The organism is Streptomyces sp. CB00316 (genome assembly GCF_001905595.1).
GTDB lineage: Bacteria > Actinomycetota > Actinomycetes > Streptomycetales > Streptomycetaceae > Streptomyces.
Genome location: NZ_LIXI01000011.1, coordinates 210,553 through 231,203, shown reverse-complemented (window position 1 = coordinate 231,203; position 20,651 = coordinate 210,553). Strand labels below are relative to the sequence as shown.

23 protein-coding genes are annotated in these 20,651 nt (G+C 72.0%); 12 read left to right on the top strand and 11 right to left on the bottom strand.

Annotated elements, in window-relative coordinates:
- Positions 1 to 12 precede the first annotated feature (12 nt).
- Entirely contained in the window at positions 13 to 642 is a 630-nt protein-coding gene (locus AMK21_RS28020; RefSeq protein WP_073881965.1) for a TetR/AcrR family transcriptional regulator, read from the top strand.
- A gap of 150 nt (positions 643 to 792) precedes the next feature.
- Here AMK21_RS28020 and AMK21_RS28015 read toward each other — a convergent pair whose 3' ends face one another.
- Positions 793 to 1,254 carry a MaoC family dehydratase gene (locus AMK21_RS28015; RefSeq protein ID WP_073882112.1) on the bottom strand — a complete coding sequence of 154 codons (462 nt, stop codon included), beginning with the start codon at positions 1,252 to 1,254 and terminating at the stop codon, positions 793 to 795.
- A 134-nt stretch (positions 1,255 to 1,388) separates the two neighbouring features.
- Between AMK21_RS28015 and soxR the strand changes: the two genes are divergently transcribed.
- On the top strand, positions 1,389 to 1,880 hold the full coding sequence (gene soxR, locus AMK21_RS28010; RefSeq protein WP_073881964.1) for a redox-sensitive transcriptional activator SoxR: 492 nt from the start codon (positions 1,389 to 1,391) through the stop codon (positions 1,878 to 1,880).
- Between the two features lie 157 nt (positions 1,881 to 2,037).
- Here the strand turns inward: soxR and AMK21_RS28005 are convergent, their stop codons facing one another.
- Positions 2,038 to 2,778, bottom strand: coding sequence for a 3-keto-5-aminohexanoate cleavage protein (locus AMK21_RS28005; protein ID WP_073882111.1), 741 nt, complete (start codon positions 2,776 to 2,778; stop codon positions 2,038 to 2,040).
- 84 nt (positions 2,779 to 2,862) lie between these two features.
- Positions 2,863 to 3,486, bottom strand: a complete 624-nt coding sequence (locus AMK21_RS28000) for a hypothetical protein (protein ID WP_073881963.1) — start codon at positions 3,484 to 3,486, stop codon at positions 2,863 to 2,865.
- Positions 3,487 to 3,763: 277 nt separating this feature from the next.
- On the opposite strand from AMK21_RS28000, the gene AMK21_RS27995 reads away from it, so the two are divergent.
- On the top strand, positions 3,764 to 4,246 hold the full coding sequence (locus AMK21_RS27995) for a GNAT family N-acetyltransferase (RefSeq protein WP_073881962.1): 483 nt from the start codon (positions 3,764 to 3,766) through the stop codon (positions 4,244 to 4,246).
- A 49-nt stretch (positions 4,247 to 4,295) separates the two neighbouring features.
- Here the strand turns inward: AMK21_RS27995 and AMK21_RS27990 are convergent, their stop codons facing one another.
- Complete coding sequence (locus AMK21_RS27990; RefSeq protein ID WP_073881961.1) at positions 4,296 to 5,561, bottom strand: exo-beta-N-acetylmuramidase NamZ domain-containing protein; 1,266 nt, start codon at positions 5,559 to 5,561, stop codon at positions 4,296 to 4,298.
- Between the two features lie 218 nt (positions 5,562 to 5,779).
- Here AMK21_RS27990 and AMK21_RS27985 point away from each other — a divergent pair, with 218 nt between their 5' ends.
- The 4 genes from AMK21_RS27985 to AMK21_RS27970 all read left to right on the top strand — a co-directional run bounded on the left by AMK21_RS27985 (position 5,780) and on the right by AMK21_RS27970 (position 10,488).
- Complete coding sequence (locus tag AMK21_RS27985) at positions 5,780 to 6,556, top strand: SDR family oxidoreductase (protein ID WP_073881960.1); 777 nt, start codon at positions 5,780 to 5,782, stop codon at positions 6,554 to 6,556.
- Positions 6,553 to 8,238 (top strand): AMP-binding protein, encoded by a 1,686-nt coding sequence (locus tag AMK21_RS27980; protein ID WP_073881959.1) that lies wholly within the window; start codon positions 6,553 to 6,555, stop codon positions 8,236 to 8,238. The genes AMK21_RS27985 and AMK21_RS27980 overlap by 4 nt, the downstream gene beginning before the upstream one ends.
- Before the next feature lie 49 nt (positions 8,239 to 8,287).
- On the top strand, positions 8,288 to 8,881 hold the full coding sequence (locus AMK21_RS27975) for a TetR/AcrR family transcriptional regulator (RefSeq protein WP_073881958.1): 594 nt from the start codon (positions 8,288 to 8,290) through the stop codon (positions 8,879 to 8,881).
- Positions 8,882 to 9,150: 269 nt separating this feature from the next.
- A complete protein-coding gene (locus AMK21_RS27970) occupies positions 9,151 to 10,488 on the top strand; it encodes a M28 family metallopeptidase (RefSeq protein WP_073881957.1) in 1,338 nt (445 codons plus the stop codon).
- A 53-nt stretch (positions 10,489 to 10,541) separates the two neighbouring features.
- On the opposite strand, the gene AMK21_RS27965 is transcribed toward AMK21_RS27970, so the two are convergent.
- Together AMK21_RS27965 and AMK21_RS27960 are read right to left on the bottom strand one after the other, a co-directional pair.
- Positions 10,542 to 11,756 (bottom strand): acyl-CoA dehydrogenase family protein, encoded by a 1,215-nt coding sequence (locus AMK21_RS27965; protein WP_073881956.1) that lies wholly within the window; start codon positions 11,754 to 11,756, stop codon positions 10,542 to 10,544.
- Positions 11,757 to 11,762: 6 nt separating this feature from the next.
- Positions 11,763 to 12,785 carry a phosphotransferase family protein gene (locus AMK21_RS27960; RefSeq protein WP_073882110.1) on the bottom strand — a complete coding sequence of 341 codons (1,023 nt, stop codon included), beginning with the start codon at positions 12,783 to 12,785 and terminating at the stop codon, positions 11,763 to 11,765.
- Between the two features lie 155 nt (positions 12,786 to 12,940).
- Between AMK21_RS27960 and AMK21_RS35185 the strand changes: the two genes are divergently transcribed.
- Positions 12,941 to 13,081 carry a hypothetical protein gene (locus AMK21_RS35185; RefSeq protein ID WP_158070732.1) on the top strand — a complete coding sequence of 47 codons (141 nt, stop codon included), beginning with the start codon at positions 12,941 to 12,943 and terminating at the stop codon, positions 13,079 to 13,081.
- A 55-nt stretch (positions 13,082 to 13,136) separates the two neighbouring features.
- A complete protein-coding gene (locus AMK21_RS27955) occupies positions 13,137 to 14,072 on the top strand; it encodes an NADP-dependent oxidoreductase (protein WP_073881955.1) in 936 nt (311 codons plus the stop codon).
- Positions 14,073 to 14,092: 20 nt separating this feature from the next.
- Here AMK21_RS27955 and AMK21_RS27950 read toward each other — a convergent pair whose 3' ends face one another.
- From AMK21_RS27950 to AMK21_RS27940, 3 genes are all read right to left on the bottom strand, one after another.
- Positions 14,093 to 14,407, bottom strand: coding sequence for a DUF202 domain-containing protein (locus AMK21_RS27950; protein ID WP_073881954.1), 315 nt, complete (start codon positions 14,405 to 14,407; stop codon positions 14,093 to 14,095).
- Positions 14,404 to 14,799 carry a YidH family protein gene (locus AMK21_RS27945; RefSeq protein ID WP_073881953.1) on the bottom strand — a complete coding sequence of 132 codons (396 nt, stop codon included), beginning with the start codon at positions 14,797 to 14,799 and terminating at the stop codon, positions 14,404 to 14,406. Before AMK21_RS27945 ends, AMK21_RS27950 begins: the two co-directional genes overlap by 4 nt.
- A gap of 192 nt (positions 14,800 to 14,991) precedes the next feature.
- Positions 14,992 to 15,501, bottom strand: coding sequence for an NUDIX domain-containing protein (locus AMK21_RS27940; RefSeq protein ID WP_073881952.1), 510 nt, complete (start codon positions 15,499 to 15,501; stop codon positions 14,992 to 14,994).
- A 129-nt stretch (positions 15,502 to 15,630) separates the two neighbouring features.
- Here AMK21_RS27940 and AMK21_RS27935 point away from each other — a divergent pair, with 129 nt between their 5' ends.
- On the top strand, positions 15,631 to 17,283 hold the full coding sequence (locus AMK21_RS27935) for an FAD-binding dehydrogenase (RefSeq protein ID WP_073881951.1): 1,653 nt from the start codon (positions 15,631 to 15,633) through the stop codon (positions 17,281 to 17,283).
- 85 nt (positions 17,284 to 17,368) lie between these two features.
- Here the strand turns inward: AMK21_RS27935 and AMK21_RS27930 are convergent, their stop codons facing one another.
- Both AMK21_RS27930 and AMK21_RS34935 read right to left on the bottom strand, forming a co-directional pair.
- On the bottom strand, positions 17,369 to 17,812 hold the full coding sequence (locus tag AMK21_RS27930; protein ID WP_073881950.1) for an ASCH domain-containing protein: 444 nt from the start codon (positions 17,810 to 17,812) through the stop codon (positions 17,369 to 17,371).
- Positions 17,791 to 18,018, bottom strand: a complete 228-nt coding sequence (locus AMK21_RS34935) for a hypothetical protein (RefSeq protein ID WP_143194886.1) — start codon at positions 18,016 to 18,018, stop codon at positions 17,791 to 17,793. The genes AMK21_RS27930 and AMK21_RS34935 overlap by 22 nt, the downstream gene beginning before the upstream one ends.
- Here AMK21_RS34935 and AMK21_RS27925 point away from each other — a divergent pair.
- Together AMK21_RS27925 and AMK21_RS27920 are read left to right on the top strand one after the other, a co-directional pair.
- Complete coding sequence (locus AMK21_RS27925) at positions 18,017 to 18,988, top strand: hypothetical protein (protein ID WP_073881949.1); 972 nt, start codon at positions 18,017 to 18,019, stop codon at positions 18,986 to 18,988. The genes AMK21_RS34935 and AMK21_RS27925 overlap by 2 nt on opposite strands.
- A gap of 60 nt (positions 18,989 to 19,048) precedes the next feature.
- Positions 19,049 to 20,629, top strand: coding sequence for an APC family permease (locus AMK21_RS27920; RefSeq protein WP_073881948.1), 1,581 nt, complete (start codon positions 19,049 to 19,051; stop codon positions 20,627 to 20,629).
- Positions 20,630 to 20,651: the final 22 nt, after the last annotated feature.

Below are 20,651 nucleotides of genomic sequence, written 5' to 3'. Positions count from 1 at the left end.
GGGCTCTGGGAGATGAGTACGGCGGAGGAGACGAGCGGCGACGACGCTCCCTGGGGCGAGGTCACGCCCGAGGCGGCCAGACGGCTCCTCGTCGCCGCGGTCGACGCCTTCGCCGAGCGCGGGTACCACGCGACCACCACCCGCGACATCGCCGGCCGGGCCGGGATGAGCCCGGCCGCGCTCTACATCCACTACAAGACGAAGGAAGAGCTGCTCCACCGGATCAGCAAGATCGGCCACGACCGGGCGCTCCACGTCCTCCAGGCCGAGGCCGACCGGGACGGCACGGCGGCCGACCGGCTCGCCGGAGCCGTACGGTCCTTCGTCCGCTGGCACGCCGAGCGCCACACCACCGCGCGCGTCGTCCAGTACGAGCTCGACGCCCTCGGCCCCGGGCACCGCACCGAGATCGTCGAACTGCGCCGCAGGAGCGACGCGGTGGTGCGCCGGATCATCAGCGAGGGGGTGGAGGCGGGGGAGTTCGACGTCCCCGACATCCCCGGCACCACCCTCGCCGTGCTGTCCCTCTGCATCGATGTGGCCCGCTGGTTCAACGCCCAGGGCAGCCGCACGCCCGACGAGGTCGGCGCGCTCTACGCCGGCCTCGTCCTGCGGATGGTCGGAGCCCCGCCTCAACTCTGAGGGTTGTCTTGGCCCGGGCGGACGGTGGGGCGTACTACGTGATGGAGGCGGGCCGGGTCACGTCGTCGGGGGAGGGGGAGGGGGCGCGGGCGCGGGCGGTCCGGGAGGCGGTGAGCGTGTGAGCGCCTCCCGGAACGTCCGCGGCGCTGCTCAGAAGTAGTAGCGCGACACCGACTCGGCCACACAGGCCGGCTTCTCGCTGCCCTCGCGTTCGACCGTGACGAGCGCGGTGATCTGCACGCCGCCCCCGGCCTCCTCGACGCTCGTGAGCACCGCGGTGGCCCGCAGCCGTGAGCCGACCGGGACGGTGGAGGGGAAACGGACCTTGTCGGTCCCGTAGTTGATGCCCATCTTCATGCCCTCCACCCGCATCACCTGCGGCACCAGCGCGGGCAGCAGCGAGAGCGTCAGATAGCCGTGCGCGATGGTCGTGCCGAACGGCCCGGCCGCCGCGCGCTCCGGATCCACATGGATCCACTGGTGGTCGCCGGTAGCGTCGGCGAACAGGTCGATCCGCTTCTGGTCGACCTCCAGCCAGTCGCTGTGTCCGAGCTGCTCGCCCACTCCGTCGCGCAGCTCCTGTGCGGACGTGAAGATCTTCGGCTCTGCCATGTTCCGGGTCCCTGCCTTCCGGCTCGCCGCGCCGTCCGGCGCGATGTCTAAGCGCTTGCTCAGCATCCTTGCGCGGTGGCTTCCTGTCAACGATCCGGGGTGGCGTCCGCCGGGGGAGCAGTAGGGTCTGAGGAGTGCCACAGATCCCACAGACACTCCACGAGCTCTCGGTCGGCCAGCTCTCGGCGCGCAGCGGCGCCGCGGTCTCCGCTCTGCACTTCTACGAGTCCAAGGGCCTGATCAGCAGCCGCCGCACCAGCGGCAACCAGCGCCGCTACTCGCGCGACGCACTGCGCCGCGTCGCCTTCGTCCGGGCGGCCCAGCGCGTCGGCATCCCGCTGGCCACGATCCGGGACGCCCTCGCCTCCCTGCCCGAGGAGCGCACACCGAACCGGGAGGACTGGGCCCGCCTCTCCGAGGCCTGGCGCCAGGAACTAAACCAGCGGATCACGCAGTTGCACCGGCTGCGCGACCATCTGACCGACTGCATCGGCTGTGGCTGTCTGTCGCTGGAGAACTGCGTGCTGTCCAACCCCGACGACATCTCCGGTGAACGGATCACCGGCTCGCGCCTGATGCCCGAGCGCAGGCCGGACCTGACGGAGGAGCAGGAGCACGGGGCCTAGGGCCTCTCGTTTGGATCAGGCCGGGCTCGCGGGCCCCGGCACGCACATCTGCCGCGTTGTCGTCAATCACCATGGCTCCGCCATGCCTCGATCCTCCGCCTTGCAGCTGCACGCCCGGACCCCGCTCGCTGATCCGGCCTGATCCAAACGAAGGACCCTAGTGGGCCACGCGGCCGTTCCCGGATGCCGCCTGCTGTAACCGCACCGCCGCGGCGACCAGTTCCGCGTTCGAGCGCGCGGGGCGGCCGTCCGGCAGCACCGTCACGTCCTCCGCGCCGATCCGTGCCCCCAGGCCGAGCCGGAAGGCCAGCGCCGCCACCGGCCACGCGCCGCCGTCCTCCCCGTGCAGCAGCACCGGGCGGCCGTGCGCGGTGCCCACCTCGGCCAGGAGCAGCCGGGCCGAGCCGGTCGCCGTCGCCGGGTCGGTGTCGGTGACCTCGGCCAGCACCCGCAGGACCCGGGGTGCCAGGGAGGACCGGCGGAAGAGGCGGTGCCCCTCCGTGCCCGACCAGAGCCCGGCCTCCACGCCCACGCCCCGCTCCAGCAGTGCGGCGGCCAGCTCCTCGGCGCCCGGCTCGTGCCAGTTGACCGAGGCGTGGTCGGGCAGCACCGACCACGCCCGTACGCGCTCCACCCGGCGTCGCGGATCCGGCTCGGCCCAGGCGCCCGTCGTCACCCCGACCGAGACGCGCACCGCCGCCCGTATCGCCGTCAGCGTCGCGGCCACCGCCCGGGGCGAGAGCGTGTCCCGCCCACAGGGGGTCCGCGGATGCACATGGATGTCGGTGGCACCGGCGGCGACGGCCTCGGCCGCCGACCGGGCCAGCGCTTCGGGGGACGGGGGCACGGCCGCCGAGGCATCCGCACCGCGCCGGCCGTTCAGGCAGACCTGGATCATGTCCCCGATGGTGACATCCGCCACTGACATTGATGCTGATACTCAGGTCCCGGTGACGTCCTCCCGGCAGCCCGGGGACGTGTCCTACACCGCTGCCGCCGCGGCGAGCCTCCGGTGCCGCACCAGCCGGGCCCTGGCCAGCGTGCGGTCCGTCAGCACCGGCTGCGGCACCGCGATCCCGCACGCCGTGCACACCGGACCCGACCACGGCTCGTGCCCGCGCTCCCTCTCCTGGCGCCACTCGATCCCGGTGTCCGCACAGACCGGGCATGCGGAGCCGGGCCCGGAGCCGAGCGCCGCGATCAGCCGGCGCAGCACCTCGGCGAGCGGCTCGCTCGGGTGGACCCCCGGATCCGCGCAGCGCGCCACCCCGTGGCCACCCCACGTCCGGCGGTGCCAGTCGTCGAAGGCGCCGGGCCGCCGCAGGCCCTCGTGCTTCTCGCGCCGCCGCCGCTCGGCGAACCCCGCCTCGTAGGCGAGCCAGATGGCCCGCGCCTCCTCCAGCTCCTCCAGGGCGTCCAGCAGGCGCGCCGGATCGGGTGCCCGGTCCTCGGGATCGATCCCGTGCCGGGCGCACAGATGGTCCCAGGTCGCCCGGTGACCGTACGGGGCGAACCTCTCCAGGCACTTGCGCAGCGAGTACCGCCGCAGCGCCAGATCGCCCAGCGGATCACGGACCTGTCTCGCCAGACTCCGGAAACCGGCCACGTCTGCCACCTCCGTCGTTCGTCCGTCGGCGTCAAGGAGTGGACGTACGCCTGCCCGTTTCGGCTCCATCGAAAGATGGAAACCGTCCATTGGCTGAGACTCCCCATGTCGGGCGGGGACCACGGACGGAAGCGGAACGGCGCGCGGACGGGTGGTGCGACGGCGCGCGGCCGTGCGGGGGGCCGTCGGGGCTCCGGCACCCGGCAGCCGTTCGCAGCCACCCACCGACCAGGGAAATCGGTGGCCGAGGCCCGGGCGGGTGCGGTTGGGTGCCGTTATGACAGCAGTCTCTCCCCGCCTGGAAGAGGTCACGCCCGACACGGTGCTCGACGCCTGTCGGCTGGAAGTCGCGCCCGCGCAGCGAAAGTTCGTCTCGCCGGTCGCGCAGTCCTTGGCCGAGGCCTACGTGCATCCCGACGTCGCCTGGCCCCGGCTGATCCGTGACGGTGACCGCGTCGTGGGCTTCGTGATGGCCTTCTTCGACGTCACGTTCGACTACGACGCCGACGTGCCGGACGCCCCGCGGCGCTCCGGTCTCTGGCGGCTCGCCGTCGCCGCCGGGGAGCAGGGCCGCGGGTACGGGCGGTTCGCCGTGGGCGCGGTGAACGAGGAGATCCGCCGGCGCGGCGGGACGGTCTCGACCGTGACCTGGCATCCCGGTGAGGGCGGCCCGGAGGAGTTCTACCTCAAGCTCGGCTACCGCAAGCGGGGTCTGACCGACGACGGCGAGTACCTCGGCGACCTGGACCTCACGGGCTGAGACAGGCAGGCCGGGGCGCGTTTGTGCGAGCGCCCCGGCCCCGCCCGCACTACCCCCCGTACCGCAGATACCTCCGCCGCTTCGCCCGGAACGCCGTCAGGTCCGCCCGCCACGCGTTCACCACCTCGTCCGTGTCCGCCCCCGCGTCGATCATGGTGCGGACCCTGGTGTTGCCGGTGAGCTTGTCGATCCAGTGGTCCGGGCGCCAGGCGAACCCGCTCCACGTCCGCTTCGCCGTCACCAGCAGGGCGACGCCCGTACGGACCGGGTCGAAGACCTCCCGGTCCTGGACGTGCACCTGCACCCCGCCCACCGTCTTCCCCTGGAACTTGGAGAACGTCGGCGCGAAGTACGCCTCACGGAAGGCGACCCCCGGCAGCCGCAGCGCGTTCGCGGCGGCCGCCCAGCGGTGGTCGATGCCCTCCGCGCCCAGCAGCTCGAAGGGCCGTGTGGTGCCCCGGCCCTCGGAGAGGTTCGTGCCCTCGAAGAGGCAGGTGCCGGAGTAGACGAGGGCCGTTTCCGGCGTCGGCATGTTCGGGCTCGGCGGTACCCACGGCAGCCCGGTGGCGTCGAAGAAGTCCGAGCGCCGCCACCCCGACATCGTCACCACCTCCAGCCGCGCGGGGTTCTCGTGCAGGAACTCCGCGTTGAAGAACAGCGCCAGCTCCGCCACCGTCATCCCGTGCGCCTGGGCGATCTCCCGGCGGCCGACGAAGGTGGCGAACGCCGGATCCAGCACCGGCCCCAGCGCCGCCCGCCCGGTCACCGGGTTCGGCCGGTCCAGCACCACCAGGCGCTTGCCCGCGAGCGCGGCCGCCTCCATGCAGTCGTACAGCGTCCAGATGTACGTGTAGAAGCGCGCGCCCGCGTCCTGGATGTCGAAGACGACCGTGTCCACGCCCGACGCGGTGAAGACGTCCGCGAGCGGCTGCCCGCTCTTGAGGTACGTGTCGTAGACCGGCAGCCCGGTCGCCGGGTCGTCGTACCGCCCCTCCGATCCGCCCGCCTGCGCGGTGCCCCGGAAGCCGTGCTCGGGGCCGAAGACGGCGGTCAGGTTCACGCGGGGGTCGGGGTGCATCACGTCGACGATGTGCCGTACGTCGGCGGTGATGCCGGTCGGGTTGGTGACGATGCCGACCTTCTGGCCCCGCAGCAGCCGGTAGCCGTCGGCCGCCAGCCGGTCGAAGCCGGTACGGACCCGGTCGCGCCCGGGTCGCGGCCCGGGGCCACGTGCGGCAGCGGCGGCTCCACCGGTGCCGGCCGCCGTCGCCGCGAGCGCTCCCACGGCCAGCACACCACGTCGGGACAGGCTCATTCCGCTACCTCCATAAGCGCGCCGACTGTCATGGCCCCGCACGCTAGCGCGACCGCAGGCTGCACGGAACGACCCGGGCCGCGCCGGTTCCCCGAGCCGGACCGCCGCCCCCGCCGACCTGCCCGGGGCGCTTCCCGACCCTTCCCCGATCACATACCGACCGGTTAGTCTGCCGATGCGGGGGGCCGCGGAGCAGGCATACGGAAGGCGGGACGACGATGGTTACGGCGGATACGGTGCGAGACGCCGGCGTGGTGGTCACAGGGGCCGGAGGCGGCATCGGCGCCGCTCTGGCCCGCGGGTTCGCCGAGCAGGGCGCGCGGGTGGTCGTCAACGACCTGGACCTCGCGCGCATCGAGCCGCTCGCGAAGGAGATCGGCGGGACCGCCGTCGCCGGGGACGCGTCGGATGTCGTGGAGGCGGCCAGGGACGCGCTGGGCGGCACGGTGGACGTCTACTGCGCCAACGCCGGACTCGCCTCGCCCGGCGACGCGTTCGCCGACGAGGAGGTCTGGGCCGCCGCCTGGGACGTCAACGTGATGGCCCATGTGCGGGCGGCCAAGGCCCTGCTGCCGCAGTGGCTGGAGCGCGGCAGCGGTCGCTTCGTCACCACCGCGTCCGCCGCCGGGCTGCTGACGATGATCGGCGCGGCCCCCTACAGCGTCACCAAGCACGGGGCCGTCGCCTTCGCCGAGTGGCTCTCGCTCACCTACCGCCACCGCGGCATCAAGGTGCACGCCATCTGCCCGCAGGGCGTGCGTACGGACATGCTCACCGCCGCCGGTTCGGCCGGCGAGCTGGTGCTCGCACCCGGCGCGATCGAGCCGGACGCCGTCGCCGACGCGCTGTTCGACGCGATGGAGGCCGACCGCTTCCTGGTCCTGCCGCACCCCGAGGTCGCCGGGTACTACCAGGCGCGCGCCGCCGATCCCGACCGCTGGATGGGCAACATGAACCGCCTCCAGCAGAAGTGGGAGGAGGTGAGCGGCGCATGAGCGAGACGGGATCCGGTGTCTCCCGATACGCGGCCAAGCCGTGGCTCGCCCTCCTCAGCGACGCCCAGCGCGCCGAAGTACACCCCGCCGAGACCGTGCTCCACGCTTTCCGGGACGCGGTCGGCCGGGCCCCCGAGGGCCACCCGGCCCTCGCCTACTTCGACGGGCGCCTGACCTACGACGAGACCGACACGCTCTCCGACTCGGTGGCCGGACACCTCGCCGCCCGGGGCCTGCGGCGCGGCGACCGGGTCGCGATCATGCTCCAGAACAGCCCGCACTTCGTCCTCGCGCTCCTCGGCGCGTGGAAGGCGGGGGCCACCGTCGTACCGCTGAATCCGATGTACAAGGCCGGCGAGGTCGGGCACGTACTGAAGGACGCCGGGGTCACCGCGCTCATCTGCTCGGACCGGGCCTGGGCGGCGTATCTGCGGGAGACCGCCGAAGCCGCCCCGGACCTCACCATCGCGCTGACCGCCTGCGAGCTGGACCTCCAGAGCGTGGACGACCCCCGCGTGCTCGGCTTCGAACGGCTCCCCGCCCCCGGCCCCGACGACCTCGCCGACGACCTGCTCACCGTCGCCCGGGCCGGCCACGCGCCTCCGGACGGCCGGGAACTCACCGCCGACGACGTGGCGCTGATCAGCTACACCTCCGGAACCAGCGGCACCCCCAAGGGCGCCATGAACTCACACGCCAACATCATGATCAACGCCGAGCGGCAGCGCACCGGGCACCCCGTGGCCGAGGGCTCCGCCTACTTCGCGCTCGCCCCGCTCTTCCACATCACCGGCATGGTCTGCCAGCTCGCCGCCTGTATCGCCAACGCGGGCACCCTGGTCCTGGCCTACCGCTTCGAGGCGGGTGTCGTCCTCGACGCCTTCGCCGCCCACCGCCCCGCGTACACGGTCGGCCCCTCCACCGCCTTCATGGCCCTGGCCGCCCACCCGGACGTCACCCCGGACCACTTCGCCTCCTTCCAGGTGATCTCCTCCGGCGGCGCCCCGCTGCCGCCCGCGCTGGTGGAGAAGTTCCGCGCCGGCTTCGGCGCGTACATCAGCAACGGCTACGGTCTCACCGAGTGCACCGCCCCCTTCGCCTCGGTCCCGCCCGAGCACGAGGCGCCCGTGGACCCGGTCTCCGGCACCCTCTCCGTCGGCGTGCCCGGTCCCGACACCGTCGTACGGATCCTCGACGAGGCGGGGCAGGAGGTGCCCTTCGGGGAGCAGGGCGAGATCGCGCTGCGCGGCCCCCAGGTCGTCTCCGGCTACTGGAACCTTCCCGAGGCCACCGAGACCGCCTTCCCGGACGGCGAGCTGCGCACCGGTGACATCGGGTTCATGGACGCGGCGGGCTGGCTCTACGTCGTCGACCGCAAGAAGGACATGATCAACGCCTCCGGGTTCAAGGTCTGGCCCCGTGAGGTGGAGGACGTCCTGTACACCCACCCGGCGGTGCGCGAGGCTGCCGTGGTGGGCGTGCCCGACGCGTACCGGGGCGAGACCGTACGGGCCTATGTCAGTCTGCGTCCGGGCGCATCCGTCGAACCGGGCGAGCTGGGGACGTACTGCAAGGAAAGGCTCGCCGCGTACAAGTATCCGCGCGAGGTGGAGATCCTGGCCGAGCTGCCGAAGACGGCGAGTGGGAAGATCCTCAGGCGGGAACTGCGTTCCTCCCGCTAGAACCTCGTCGAAACAGCGAACGCACGGTATGAAAGGCAGGTGGCGGCCCATGGCCAAGGCGACGGAGCAGAACGGCACGCCCGTCCCCCAGAGGCTGCTGGCCGCCGCCACCCGGCTCTTCGCCGAGCGCGGGTACGACCGCACCTCGGTGCAGGAGATCGTCGAGGCGGCGGGCGTCACCAAGGGGGCGCTCTACCACTACTTCGGCTCCAAGGAGGACCTCCTCCAGGAGGTGTACGCCCGGGTGCTGCGGCTCCAGCAGGAGCGGCTCGACGCCTTCGCGGGCGCCGAGGCCCCCGTCGAGCAGCGGCTGCGCGACGCGGCCGCCGACGTGGTCGTCACGACCATCGACAACCTGGACGACGCCGCGATCTTCTTCCGCTCGATGCACCACCTGAGCCCGGAGAAGAACAAGCAGGTCCGGGTGGAGCGCCGCCGCTACCACGAGCGGTTCCGGGCGCTGATCGAGGAGGGCCAGCGCAGCGGGGTGTTCTCCACCGCCACCCCCGCCGACCTGGTGGTCGACTACCACTTCGGCTCGGTCCACCACCTCTCCACCTGGTACCGCCCGGACGGCCCGCTCAGTCGCGAACAGGTCGCCGACCACCTCGCGGATCTGCTGCTGCGGGCGCTGCGCCCCTGACACCGCCGACCGAACCGGCCCTGAACTCCGCACTGTTCAGGGCCGGTTCAGCGCTTTCAAACACGGTTCGGTGTTCGTTAATAGAGCTGACATGTCCGTTTTCCGCTCTTGACGGAACACTGTCACCTCATTGACCATCGGTCACGCGTCGCACGGGCCGTCGGCCCCGCGGTGCGCACCACCAGCTCCAGGACCCGGCCGTACGTTCCACGCGGCCGGGTGCCCCCCGCACGTTCCGTCAGTCCCCGAACGGAATCCGGAGCCCCACCATGAGAGCGAACCGCCTCACCCTGCGCAGATCCCCGGCGGCCGTCGCCGCCGTCACTCTCGCAGCCCTTCTCGGGACCGCCGCGCCCGCCGCGCAGGCCGCCCCGGCGACGACCACGGCGACCGCCGCCGTCGCAGCGCCCGACATACCCCTGGCCAACGTCAAGGCCCACCTCACCCAGTTCTCGACGATCGCCGCGAACAACGGCGGCAACCGTGCCCACGGCCGCCCCGGCTACAAGGCGTCCGTCGACTACGTGAAGGCCAAGCTCGACGCGGCCGGATACACCACGTCCATCCAGCAGTTCACCTCCAGCGGCGCCACGGGCTACAACCTGATCGCCGACTGGCCGGGCGGTGACCCGAACAAGGTCGTCTTCGCCGGAGCCCATCTCGACTCCGTCTCCTCCGGCGCCGGGATCAACGACAACGCCTCCGGCTCGGCCGCCGTCCTGGAGACGGCCCTGGCCGTCTCGCGCGCCGGCTACCAGCCCGACAAGCACCTGCGGTTCGCCTGGTGGGGTGCGGAGGAGCTGGGCCTGATCGGCTCCAAGCACTACGTCAACAACCTGCCGGCCGCCGAGCGTTCGAAGATCTCCGGCTACCTCAACTTCGACATGATCGGCTCGCCGAACGCCGGCTACTTCGTCTACGACGACGACCCGGTCATCGAGAAGACCTTCAAGGACTACTTCGCGGGCCTCGGCGTACCCACCGAGATCGAGACCGAGGGCGACGGCCGCTCCGACCACGCCCCGTTCAAGTCGGCGGGCGTCCCCGTCGGCGGTCTCTTCACCGGTGCCGGCCGGACCAAGACCGCGGCCCAGGTGCAGAAGTGGGGAGGAACGCAGGGGCAGGCCTTCGACCGCTGCTACCACTCCTCGTGCGACACCACGGCGAACATCAACGACACCGCCCTGGACCGCAACAGCGACGCCGCCGCCCACGCGGTCTGGACCCTCTCCGCGGGCTCCACGGGCGAGCCGCCGGCGGGCACGGTCTTCTCCAACGACGCCGATGTGGCCATCCCGGACGCCGGGGCGGCCGTGACCTCCTCGGTCACCGTCTCCGGCCGGACGGGCAACGCGCCCGCCGCACTCCAGGTGGGCGTGGACATCAAGCACACCTACCGCGGTGACCTCGTCATCGACCTGCTGGCTCCGGACGGCGCGGCCTTCCGGCTGAAGAACTCCAGCAGCGGCGACTCGGCGGACAACGTCATCACGACGTACACCGTCAACGCCTCCGCCAAGGCGGCGAACGGCGTCTGGAAGCTCCGGGTGCAGGACATCGCCCGGCAGGACACCGGCTACATCGACAGCTGGAGGCTCACCTTCTGATCTCCCGGCGCCCCTGCTGTGGCCCCCTCCCCGGGGAGGGGGCCACACGTGTTTCACAGGTAGCGCTTGATCTCCCGCCGGGCCAGCGACCGCTGGTGCACCTCGTCCGGCCCGTCCGCCAGCCGCAGCGTCCGCGCCGACGCCCACAGCTCCGCCAGCGGGAAGTCCTGGCTCACCCCGCCCGCGCCGTGCAGCTGCACCGCGGAGTCCAGGATGTCCACCACCGCGCGCGGCGTGGCGATCTTGATGGCCTGGATCTCGGTGTGCGCGCCCTTGTTGCCCACCGTGTCCATCAGCCAGGCCGTCTTCAGCACCAGCAGCCGCAGCTGCTCCACCGTCACCCGGGCGTCCGCGATCCAGTTCTGCACGACGCCCTGCTGGGCGAGCGGCTTGCCGAACGCCGTACGTTCCACCGCCCGGCGGCACATCAGCTCGATGGCCCGCTCCGCCATCCCGATCAGCCGCATGCAGTGGTGGATCCGCCCCGGCCCCAGCCGCGCCTGCGCGATGGCGAAGCCGCCGCCCTCCTCACCGATCAGGTTCGCCGCGGGCACCCGTACGTCGTGGAAGACCACCTCGGCGTGGCCGCCGTGGGAGTGGTCCTCGTACCCGTACACCTGCATGGCGCGCCGCACCTCGAGCCCCGGGGTGTCGCGCGGCACCAGGATCATCGACTGCTGACGCCGGATGTCGGCGCCGTCCGGGTCGGTCTTGCCCATCACGATGAAGACCGCGCAGTCGGGGTTCATCGCCCCGGAGATGTACCACTTGCGGCCGTTGACGACGTAGTCGTCGCCGTCCCGGACGATGCGGGTCTCGATGTTCGTCGCGTCGGAGGACGCCACATCCGGCTCCGTCATCGCGAACGCGGAGCGGATCTCACCGGCCAGCAGCGGCTCCAGCCACTGCTTCTTCTGCTCGTCGGTGGCGAACTGGAAGAGCACCTCCATGTTCCCGGTGTCCGGGGCCGCGCAGTTCAGCGCGGTCGGCGCGAGGTGCGGGGAGCGGCCGGTGATCTCCGCGAGCGGCGCGTACTGGAGGTTCGTCAGCCCGGCCCCGTACTCCGCGTCGGGCAGGAAGAGGTTCCACAGCCCCTGCCGCCGCGCCTCGGCCTTCAGCTCACCCACGACGGCCGGGGTGTCCCACGGCGAGGCGAGCAGAGCCCGCTGTTCGCGGTCGGTCTTCTCGGCCGGGTGGACGTAGTCGTCCATGAAAGCGAGCAGCTTGTTCCGCAGCTCCTCGGTACGGGCGTCGAATGCGAAGTCCATGGGTGTTCAGCCTTCCTGGAGGGTGGTGAGGCCGTGCTCGATGAAGACCGGGACCAGATCGCCGATCTGGTCGAAGCCGGCGCCGACGGTCTGGCCGAGGGTGTAGCGGTAGTGGATGCCCTCCAGGATCACGGCGAGCTTGAACCAGGCGAAGGCGGTGTACCAGGAGATGGCGGAGGTGTCCCGGCCCGACCCGGCGGCGTAGCGCTCGACCAGCTCGGCGGGGGAGGGGTGCCCGGCGGCGCCGCTGGTGGTGGAGACGGGGGAGTGCGGCAGATCGAGGTCGGAGCTGTACATCACGAGGAGCCCGAGGTCGGTCAGTGGATCGCCCAGGGTCGACATCTCCCAGTCCAGGACGGCGTTGATGCGGTCGTCCGGGCCGAGCAGCACGTTGTCCAGGCGGTAGTCGCCGTGGACGACGGTGGGCGAGGGGGATGCGGGCAGCTCACGGCCGAGGGAGGCGTGCAGCTCGTCGATGCCCGCCAGGTCTCGGTTGCGGGAGGCGTCCAGCTGCTTGCCCCAGCGCCGCAACTGCCGGTCCAGGAAGCCCTCCGGCCGCCCGAAGTCGCCCAGCCCGACGGCCTGCGGGTCCACCGCGTGCAGGTCGACCAGGGTGTCGACGAGGGCGAGGACGGCGGCCCGGGTGCGCTCGGGTCCCAGCGGGGCGAGCTGCTCGGCGGTGCGGTACGGGGTGCCCTCGACGTGTTCCATGACGTAGAAGGGCGCGCCGAGCACCGACTCGTCGTCGCAGAGGAGCACCGGCTCCGGCACGGGGACGGCGGTGGGGTACAGGGCGCTGATCACCCGGTGCTCGCGCTTCATGTCGTGCGCGGTGGCCAGCACGTGGCCCAGCGGCGGTCTGCGCACCACCCAGCGGCCGGTCCCGTCGGTGACCGTGTACGTCAGGTTCGAGCGGCCGCCCTCGATGAGCCGCGCTTCGAGGGGTCCGCTCACCAGCCCCGGCCGCTCGCGGTCGAGATGGCCGCGCAGCAGCTGCGGATCGAGACCTGGTGGGGGGGCTGAGCTCATGGTGCGCACCTCCGGGGCGACGGAACGATCGCTGACCATGATGCCGACCAGTCGGTATGTCGTCCAGTGGGCTCCCTCAATCAAGCTGGGAACCACGTCCCGAATCCGGTGATGGATCGCATCCCTGAATGTCGTTCACGTATGCATGTCGCCTGATGGTCGAAGCGTCCGCAGCCTCGCCGCGGGGCACCCATGGGACCGCCACCGACGACGCCGCCTACCGCGAGCGCGACGCCGCCGCGGCGATGCGCGGGGGCGACCCGGAGTGGGTGACGCCGGTGATCCCGCGCTGGTGAGAGGCGCCGTGCGCTCTGGGTTGCGGTGACCCCGCCCTGCGCCGAAGGTCGAGAGATGAAGGCGATCAGCTACAGCGCGTACGGCTCGGCCGATGTCCTGGAGTACGGTGAGCGGCCCGACCCCAAGGTCGGCCCCGACTCGGTCCTGGTGAAGGTGCGGGCCGCCGCCGTCAACCCGGTCGACTGGAAGGCCCGCGAAGGCTACCTCCAGGGCGGCCTCGAAGCCGTCTTCCCGGTGATCCCCGGCTGGGACGTCTCCGGAGTGGTCGTGCAACCGGGGATCGCCGTCGACGAGTTCGGGGTCGGGGACGAGGTGATCGGCTACGTCCGCGAGGACTTCCTCTCCCGCGGTACGTTCGCCGAGTACGTCGCCGCCCCCGTCCGCACCCTCGCCCGCAAGCCCCTCAGCCTGAGCTTCGAGGAGGCCGCGGGCCTGCCGCTGGCCGGGCTCACCGCGTACCAGGTGCTGCACCGCACCCTGAGGATCCGCGACGGTGACACCGTCCTCGTCCACGCGGCGGGGGGCGGCGTCGGCTCGCTCGCCGTCCAGCTCGCCCGCCACACCGGCTGCCGGGTCATCGGCACCGCGAGCGCCCGCAACCACGACCATGTGCGGAGCCTCGGCGCCGAACCCGTGGAGTACGGGGAGGGGCTCGCCGACCGGCTGCGGGAGCTGGCCCCCGAGGGCATCGACGCGGCCTTCGACACGGTGGGCGGCGACGCGCTGCGGGTCTCGGCCGAGACCCTCGCCCAGGGCGGTCGGCTCGCCTCGATCGCCGACAGCGAGGTCTTCTCCTACGGCGGCCGCTACGCCTTCGTCCGGCCCGACGCCGCCGACCTGGCCCAGCTCGCGGAGCTGGCCGAACGGGGCATCGTCACCGTCCATGTGGACCGGGTCTTCCCGCTGGAGCAGGCGGCCGAGGCGTACCGCCTCAACCAGGAGGGACGCACGCGCGGCAAGATCGTGGTCACGGTGGACTGGGACAGCTGAGGGAACACGGTCCGCCGCACTCAGAACAGCATGGCCACCGCGAACACGGCGAACGCCACCGTGCACAGCGCCGCCGCCAGCGCCCCGCGCGGCGCGAGCGGCTCCGGCCGGGCCACGCCCATGCGCCGCACCCTGAGGTGGGCCACCGCCAGGAGCCCCAGCCAGGCCACCGCCGTCAGCGCCACCGCCACCAGCGCGGCCGGGGACGCGCCGCTGTGCAGCGCCTGCCGCCCGGCGAGCAGGGCCACCACCGTGGCCGTCAGCGTGGTACGCCGCCAGGCGAGCCGGGTCCGCTCCGGCTGGAGCCCGGGGTCCCGGTCCACCGCCGCCGTCACCGGCCCTCCCAGCCGAAGAGGACCACCACCACCATCGCGACGGCCACGACCGCCACCGCGATCCCCAGCAGCGTCGGGAACCGGGATGCCGGCAGATCCTCCCCGCGCCGCATCGCCCGCTCGCACCGCAGCCAGTGGTTGACCGCCCGCAGCGCGCACAGCACCCCGGCGGCGAGCAGCCCCAGGGCGAGTCCCGCCCGGACGCCCCAGACCAGCTCCGGCAGGAACTGGTCCACGGCGAAACCGCCGCCGATCAGGGCCAGTGCCGTCCGGATCCAGGCGAGGAACGTCCGCTCGTTGGCCAGGGAGAACCGGTAGTCGGGGGTAGCCCCCTCGTCCCGGACCCGTTGCGGCGCGAACCACAGACGTGCGCTCTGCGCGATCTTGTTCACATGGGCACCCTAGGCCAGGAACTGCTCCGCCGGCTCGCCGCCTCCGGCGGGCAGGGCCTCGTAGGCCGCACGGCCGAGCCCGAGCCTGACGCCCCCGACGAGGCGTCGGCCCGTACGGCAGACGGAGACGACCCGCGGGCGTACCGGCGCGCTGAGCCCGGCCGGAGAGCGCCGCTGCCCCGGCGTCGCGGATCAGGCGGACCGGTGGGTCTGCAGCCGCCGGTACGCCTCCACCCCGTCCGGCACCCACGGCCACCGACCGAGACGGTCCTCCAGGTCCGTGTCGTCCAGGAAGGTGTGCCAGGCGACCTCCTCCACCTGCGGGGCCACCGGAAGCTCGCACCGCACCTGGTAGACGGCGGACCACCAGGAGCGCTTCTCACCGGTGTAGAGAAAACGGAACAACGGCTCGGGCTTCGGCAGCCCCGAGACCCCCAGCTCCTCCTCCGCCTCGCGCAGCGCCGCCTCGTCGTAGGACTCGCCCGCGCCCACCACGCCGCCCACGAACATGTCGTAGTGCGAGGGGAAGAGCAGCTTGGTCGCCGTCCGGCGGTGGACGAAGAGACGCCCCTGCGCGTCGCGCGCCTCGATGAAGACACAGCGGTGGCGCAGGCCCCGGGCGGTCGCCTCGCCGCGCGGGGCCTGGCCGATGACCTCGTCGTTCTCGTCGACGATGTCCAGGATCTCGTCAGAAGACGTCATGCGCTTCATCCAACAGCACCCGGGTGGTTGACGTGGCAGCGGCCGGTACCCAAGATCTGACGCACGGGTAACTTGCACGCCCGCCGAGCCTTCCGAGCCCTCCGGGCTTCCCCGAACAGGATGGAACCCATGGCGTACGACGCTGATGTGATCGTGATCGGGGCAGGGCTCGCCGGACTCGTGGCCACCGCCGAACTGGTCGACGCCGGCCGTTCCGTGATCGTCCTCGACCAGGAGCCCGAGCAGTCCATCGGCGGGCAGGCCCACTGGTCCTTCGGCGGCCTCTTCCTCGTCGACTCGCCCGAGCAGCGCCGGCTGCGGATCAAGGACAGCCGGGAACTGGCCCTCCAGGACTGGTACGGCACCGCCGGGTTCGACCGCAAGGAGGACCACTGGCCCAAGAAGTGGGCCGAGGCGTACGTCGACTTCGCGGCGGGCGAGAAGCGCTCCTGGCTGCACCAGCAGGGGCTGCGGATCTTCCCGGTCGTCGGCTGGGCGGAGCGCGGCGGCTACGACGCGACCGGCCACGGCAACTCCGTACCCCGCTTCCACATCACCTGGGGCACGGGCCCCGGCGTCGTCGCCCCCTTCGAACGGCGGGTCCGCGAGGGCGTCGCCAAGGGGCTCGTCCAGCTGAGGTTCCGCCACCGCGTCACCGGCCTCGCCCGTACCGCCGGGGCGCTGGACACGGTCACCGGCGAGATCCTGGAGCCGAGCGCGGCCGAGCGAGGCACCGCCAGCAGCCGGGAGACCACCGGCGCCTTCGAGCTCAGGGCCCAGGCGGTCATCGTCACCTCCGGGGGCATCGGGGGCAACCACGACCTGGTCCGCTCCCAGTGGCCCGAGCGACTCGGCACCCCGCCCGACAAGCTGCTCTCCGGCGTCCCTGCCCACGTCGACGGGCTGATGCTGGGCATCGCCGAGGAGGCGGGCGCGCACCACATCAACCGGGACCGGATGTGGCACTACACCGAAGGCATCGAGAACTGGAACCCGATCTGGTCCAAGCACGCCATCCGCATCCTGCCCGGCCCCTCCTCCCTCTGGCTGGACGCCCGCGGCAAGCGGCTGCCGGTCCCGCTCTTCCCCGGCTTCGACACGCTCGGCACCCTCGAACACATCATGCGCTCCGGCCACGGCTACACCTGGTTCGTGCTCAACCAGCGCATCATCGGCAAGGAGTTCGCCCTCTCGGGCTCCGAGCAGAACCCGGACCTGACCGGCAAGTCGGTGCGTGACGTGATCGGCCGGGCCCGCGCGGACGTGCCCGCCCCGGTGAAGGCGTTCATGGACCACGGAGCCGACTTCGTCGTGGAGAAGGACCTCGACGCCCTGGTCCGAGGCATGAACGCGGTCAGCGGCGACAGTCTGATCGACGCGGAGGAGCTGCGCCGCGAGATCACCGCCCGGGATCGGGAGATCGCCAACCCCTTCACCAAGGACCTCCAGGTCACCGCGATCCACGGCGCCCGCGCCTACCTCGGCGACCGCCTGATCCGTACGGCGAAACCGCACCGCATCCTGGACCCGGCGGCAGGCCCGCTCATCGCCGTACGCCTCAACATCCTGACCCGTAAGTCCCTGGGCGGTCTGGAGACGGACCTCTCCTCCCAGGTCCTGACCGCGGACGGCACCCCGCTCCCCGGCCTGTACGCGGCGGGGGAGGCGGCGGGCTTCGGCGGCGGCGGAGTCCACGGCTACCGCTCCCTGGAGGGCACGTTCCTGGGCGGCTGCGTCTTCTCGGGCCGAGCGGCGGGCAGGGCGGCGGCGAAGGCCCTGTAGACCCGTCAGCGCCGAGCGGACCGGGGCACGAAATCAAGCCCTTGCGGCGATTGAGGAGCGGGGCCCGGGGCAGCGCCCCGGAGCTTCACCCGGAGACCCCGCCCCCGTCCAACCGCTCCACCACCCGAAACCGCTCAGCCACGATCATCGTCCCGTCGTCCACGGTGAACGACGGATCCCCCATCGCCTCCCGCATCTCCTCCCCGTGCCAGAACGCCTCGTGCCCCGCACGCCATTCGGCCACCGACCGATACCCCTCGCCCTCATCCAGCGCATGCCGCAGATCGACCTCCCCGAGCGGCAGCACCCGTACCTCCGTCATCTCCAGCACCGCCACCTCCCGCCCCTCCGAGTCGATCAGCGCGGACAGTTCGCCCACCGGCGGAAGTTCCTCCCCCTCCAGCTCGTACTCGGCCAACAGCCCGGAGGTGGACACCTTTTCGCCGGAGAGGACCGCCGCCACCAGCCGGTCGCGCAACGGGCCGGGAAAGGCGAGGAGAAAGGGTTTCAGAGGTTCGCGAGGCTCCATGCCGCCAGTGTGTCAGGCGTCACTCCCCGCCCGCCCACCGCACCCGCACGCTGGGCAAACACCTTTCCCGGCACGACGACTTCCAGCCAACTATTAGGAACGGAAGAGGAGTTGGTAGAGACCACCTCTTGACTCGGAGTGTTCCCTGCCGCTTTGCTGTGCGCGATCATCTGCTCGCACACCGCGTCGAAAGAAGTCTGCGGCATGTCCCCGCCTCCGCCGCCCCTGGGCCGCTCCCGCCGCCGGGGCGGCCGCTCGGAGCACGCCTTCGACCCGGCTCTGGACGACCGCGAACTCATCGACGCCCGCAGCCAGTTCACCCAGGGACGCTGGGGCGACGCCCGCGCCCTGCTGGTGGCCACCGGGAAGGACTGGGACCGCCGGGGACACCGCCTCCTGGCCCTCGCCGAACTCCCCTCCGCCGCGGACTGGGCCGGCGACTGGCTGCTCGCCGAACCCGAGAGCGCCGACGCCACCACCCTCCTCGGCTGCGCCTGTGTCGTACGGGCCCTGCGGCCCAAGGCCAAGGCCGACGATGCCGTGCGCGCCCGGCAGGCCTGTCTCGCCGCCGCCCGGATCACCCCCGACGACCCCACCCCGTGGCTGGCCCTGCTCCTCCTGGACCGGGGCCGCGACGACGGCGGTGACGAGACCGGCAGGCTCTTCGAGGAGGTCCGCTCCCGCCACCCCGAGCACCACCACGCCCACCACGTGATGACCGCGCAACTGGCCGAGAGCCGCCCCGACAGCGGCCAGGACCCGCTGCACGAGGTGTACGACTTCGCCGCCTGGGCCGCCGAGCAGGCCCCGGCCGACTCGCCGCTCGCGGTGCTCCCGGTCGTCGCCCACGCCGAGCGCTACCGCGTACTCGTGGCGGCCGGCAGTGAGCCGGACGACCCGGTGGCGTCCGGGCACTGGTCGGGACGGCGGGCCCGGCAGGTGATGAAGGCGGCCTTCGACTGGTGGCTGGAGTGGGAGCGCGAGGACCACCCCCGCCACCGCGTCGACCTCAACTTCCTGGCCCACGCCAAGGTCTGCGAGGGCCGGACCGCCGAAGCCGCCGCCCTCTTCCACCGGATCGGCCCGCACGCCACGGCCGCCCCCTGGTCCTACTCCGGCCGCGACCCGTACGCCGCGTTCACCGCCGCCCGGGACCACGCACTCGGCACCCCCTGACCAGTGCCTCACCGAACCGAAGACCGAGGACCCAGAACCGAAGAAGGGACCGACCCCGCCATGTCGACGGGCAGTTCATATCCAGGCAAGACCCGGCAGGCCGGCACCACCAGGCTGACGGGCGATACCGGCGGGATCAACACCTACAAGGGTGAGGAACGCGCCCTGCGGGCCGACCGCCTCGGCACCCCCGGCCTGCTGCTCTCCGTGCTCGCCGCCAGCGCCCCCCTGATGGTGGTCGCCGGGGTGATGCCCACGGTCTTCGGCGTGATGGGCATCGTCGGGCAGCCCCTGCTCTACGTGATCCTCGGCGCCGTCCTGATGCTGTTCAGCGTCGGCTACGCGGAGATGAGCCGGCACGTCCACAACGCCGGTGCCTTCTACGCGTACATCGCCCGGGGCCTCGGTCCGACGGCCGGTGCCGGAGCCTCGCTGGTGGCGCTGGTGGCGTACAGCGCGATGCAGGTCGGCATCTACGGGATCCTCGGCTTCGAGGTCTCCGTCATCCTCTCCACGTACGCCGGCATCGACGTGCAGTGGTGGATACCCGCACTGATCTCGGTGGTCGTGGTCGGCATCCTCGGCTGGCTGAAGATCGACCTCAACGCCAAGGTGCTCGGCGTCCTGCTGGTCATCGAGTGCCTCCTCGTCGTGATCTTCGACATCGCCGCCGTCGCCGAGCCGGGCCCCGAGGGGCTCTCGTTCGCGGCGTTCAACCCGGAAACCCTCACCGGCGCCGGCCTCTCCACCGCGCTCTGCTTCTGCATCGCCGCGTTCGTCGGCTTCGAGCAGGCACCGGTCTACGCCGAGGAGACCAGCCGCCCGCAGATCGTGGTCTCCCGGGTGATGTTCCTCGCGGTGGGGTACGCGGCGCTGTTCCTCGCCATCAGCTCCTGGGCCCTGACCGTCGCCGCCGGACCCGGCTTCATCGCCGACACCTCCCTCAAGGAGGGGCCGGGCATGCTGTTCCAACTCACCGAGGAGCGGCTCGGTTCGACCTTCACCGACGTCCTGCACATCCTCTTCGTCACCGGCATGTTCGCGGCGCTCCTCAGCTTCCACAACGTGGTCGCCCGCTACGCGTTCGCCATGGGGCGTGAGGGCCTGCTGCCCGCCCGCTTCGGCCGCACCAACCGGGCCAGCGGTGCCCCCGGCACCGGCTCGCTGCTCCAGTCCGTCATCTCCGTCGTCATCGTGCTGGCCTTCGCCTTCGCCGACGACAACCACATCGGTGACCCCACCGTCCCCGTCCTGCGCCTGTTCACCTGGATGGGCAACGTCGGCGCGCTGGGCGTCATCCTGCTGATGGCCGCCGCTTCGTTCGCCGTCATCGCCTTCTTCGTCAAGCGCGGCGCGGGCCGCGCCCAGGCTCCGCGCCTGGTCGCCTCGGGCCTGGCCGGTATCGCGCTCCTGTCGATCGCCGTCTTCACCGTCCGCGACTTCGACGTCCTGGTGGGCTCCGGCGACGGCTCGGCCCTCAACTGGCTGCTGCCCGGCGTGATCGTCCTCGCCCTCGTCGGCGGGCTCGTCTACGGTGCGGTCCTGCGCAAGGCCAAGCCCGAGGTGCATGCCCGGATCGGCCTGGGCAACGAGGCGTTCCAGCTGGAGAAGGCGGCCGAGAGCGAGGCCACCCGCCGCTGAACACCCCGTACGTACGTAAGAA

Bases quoted from the DNA above. Each gene is read 5' to 3' on its own strand.
- AMK21_RS28020 (WP_073881965.1), top strand. From the start codon at position 13: ATGAGTACGGCGGAGGAGACGAGCGGCGACGACGCTCCCTGGGGCGAG.
- AMK21_RS28015 (WP_073882112.1), bottom strand. From the start codon at position 1,254: ATGGCAGAGCCGAAGATCTTCACGTCCGCACAGGAGCTGCGCGACGGA.
- AMK21_RS28005 (WP_073882111.1), bottom strand. From the start codon at position 2,778: ATGATCCAGGTCTGCCTGAACGGCCGGCGCGGTGCGGATGCCTCGGCG.
- AMK21_RS27995 (WP_073881962.1), top strand. From the start codon at position 3,764: ATGACAGCAGTCTCTCCCCGCCTGGAAGAGGTCACGCCCGACACGGTG.
- AMK21_RS27990 (WP_073881961.1), bottom strand. From the start codon at position 5,561: ATGAGCCTGTCCCGACGTGGTGTGCTGGCCGTGGGAGCGCTCGCGGCG.
- AMK21_RS27985 (WP_073881960.1), top strand. From the start codon at position 5,780: ATGGTTACGGCGGATACGGTGCGAGACGCCGGCGTGGTGGTCACAGGG.
- AMK21_RS27980 (WP_073881959.1), top strand. From the start codon at position 6,553: ATGAGCGAGACGGGATCCGGTGTCTCCCGATACGCGGCCAAGCCGTGG.
- AMK21_RS27975 (WP_073881958.1), top strand. From the start codon at position 8,288: ATGGCCAAGGCGACGGAGCAGAACGGCACGCCCGTCCCCCAGAGGCTG.
- AMK21_RS27970 (WP_073881957.1), top strand. From the start codon at position 9,151: ATGAGAGCGAACCGCCTCACCCTGCGCAGATCCCCGGCGGCCGTCGCC.
- AMK21_RS27965 (WP_073881956.1), bottom strand. From the start codon at position 11,756: ATGGACTTCGCATTCGACGCCCGTACCGAGGAGCTGCGGAACAAGCTG.
- AMK21_RS27960 (WP_073882110.1), bottom strand. From the start codon at position 12,785: ATGAGCTCAGCCCCCCCACCAGGTCTCGATCCGCAGCTGCTGCGCGGC.
- AMK21_RS35185 (WP_158070732.1), top strand. From the start codon at position 12,941: ATGGTCGAAGCGTCCGCAGCCTCGCCGCGGGGCACCCATGGGACCGCC.
- AMK21_RS27955 (WP_073881955.1), top strand. From the start codon at position 13,137: ATGAAGGCGATCAGCTACAGCGCGTACGGCTCGGCCGATGTCCTGGAG.
- AMK21_RS27940 (WP_073881952.1), bottom strand. From the start codon at position 15,501: ATGACGTCTTCTGACGAGATCCTGGACATCGTCGACGAGAACGACGAG.
- AMK21_RS27935 (WP_073881951.1), top strand. From the start codon at position 15,631: ATGGCGTACGACGCTGATGTGATCGTGATCGGGGCAGGGCTCGCCGGA.
- AMK21_RS27930 (WP_073881950.1), bottom strand. From the start codon at position 17,812: ATGGAGCCTCGCGAACCTCTGAAACCCTTTCTCCTCGCCTTTCCCGGC.
- AMK21_RS27925 (WP_073881949.1), top strand. From the start codon at position 18,017: ATGTCCCCGCCTCCGCCGCCCCTGGGCCGCTCCCGCCGCCGGGGCGGC.
- AMK21_RS34935 (WP_143194886.1), bottom strand. From the start codon at position 18,018: ATGCCGCAGACTTCTTTCGACGCGGTGTGCGAGCAGATGATCGCGCAC.
- AMK21_RS27920 (WP_073881948.1), top strand. From the start codon at position 19,049: ATGTCGACGGGCAGTTCATATCCAGGCAAGACCCGGCAGGCCGGCACC.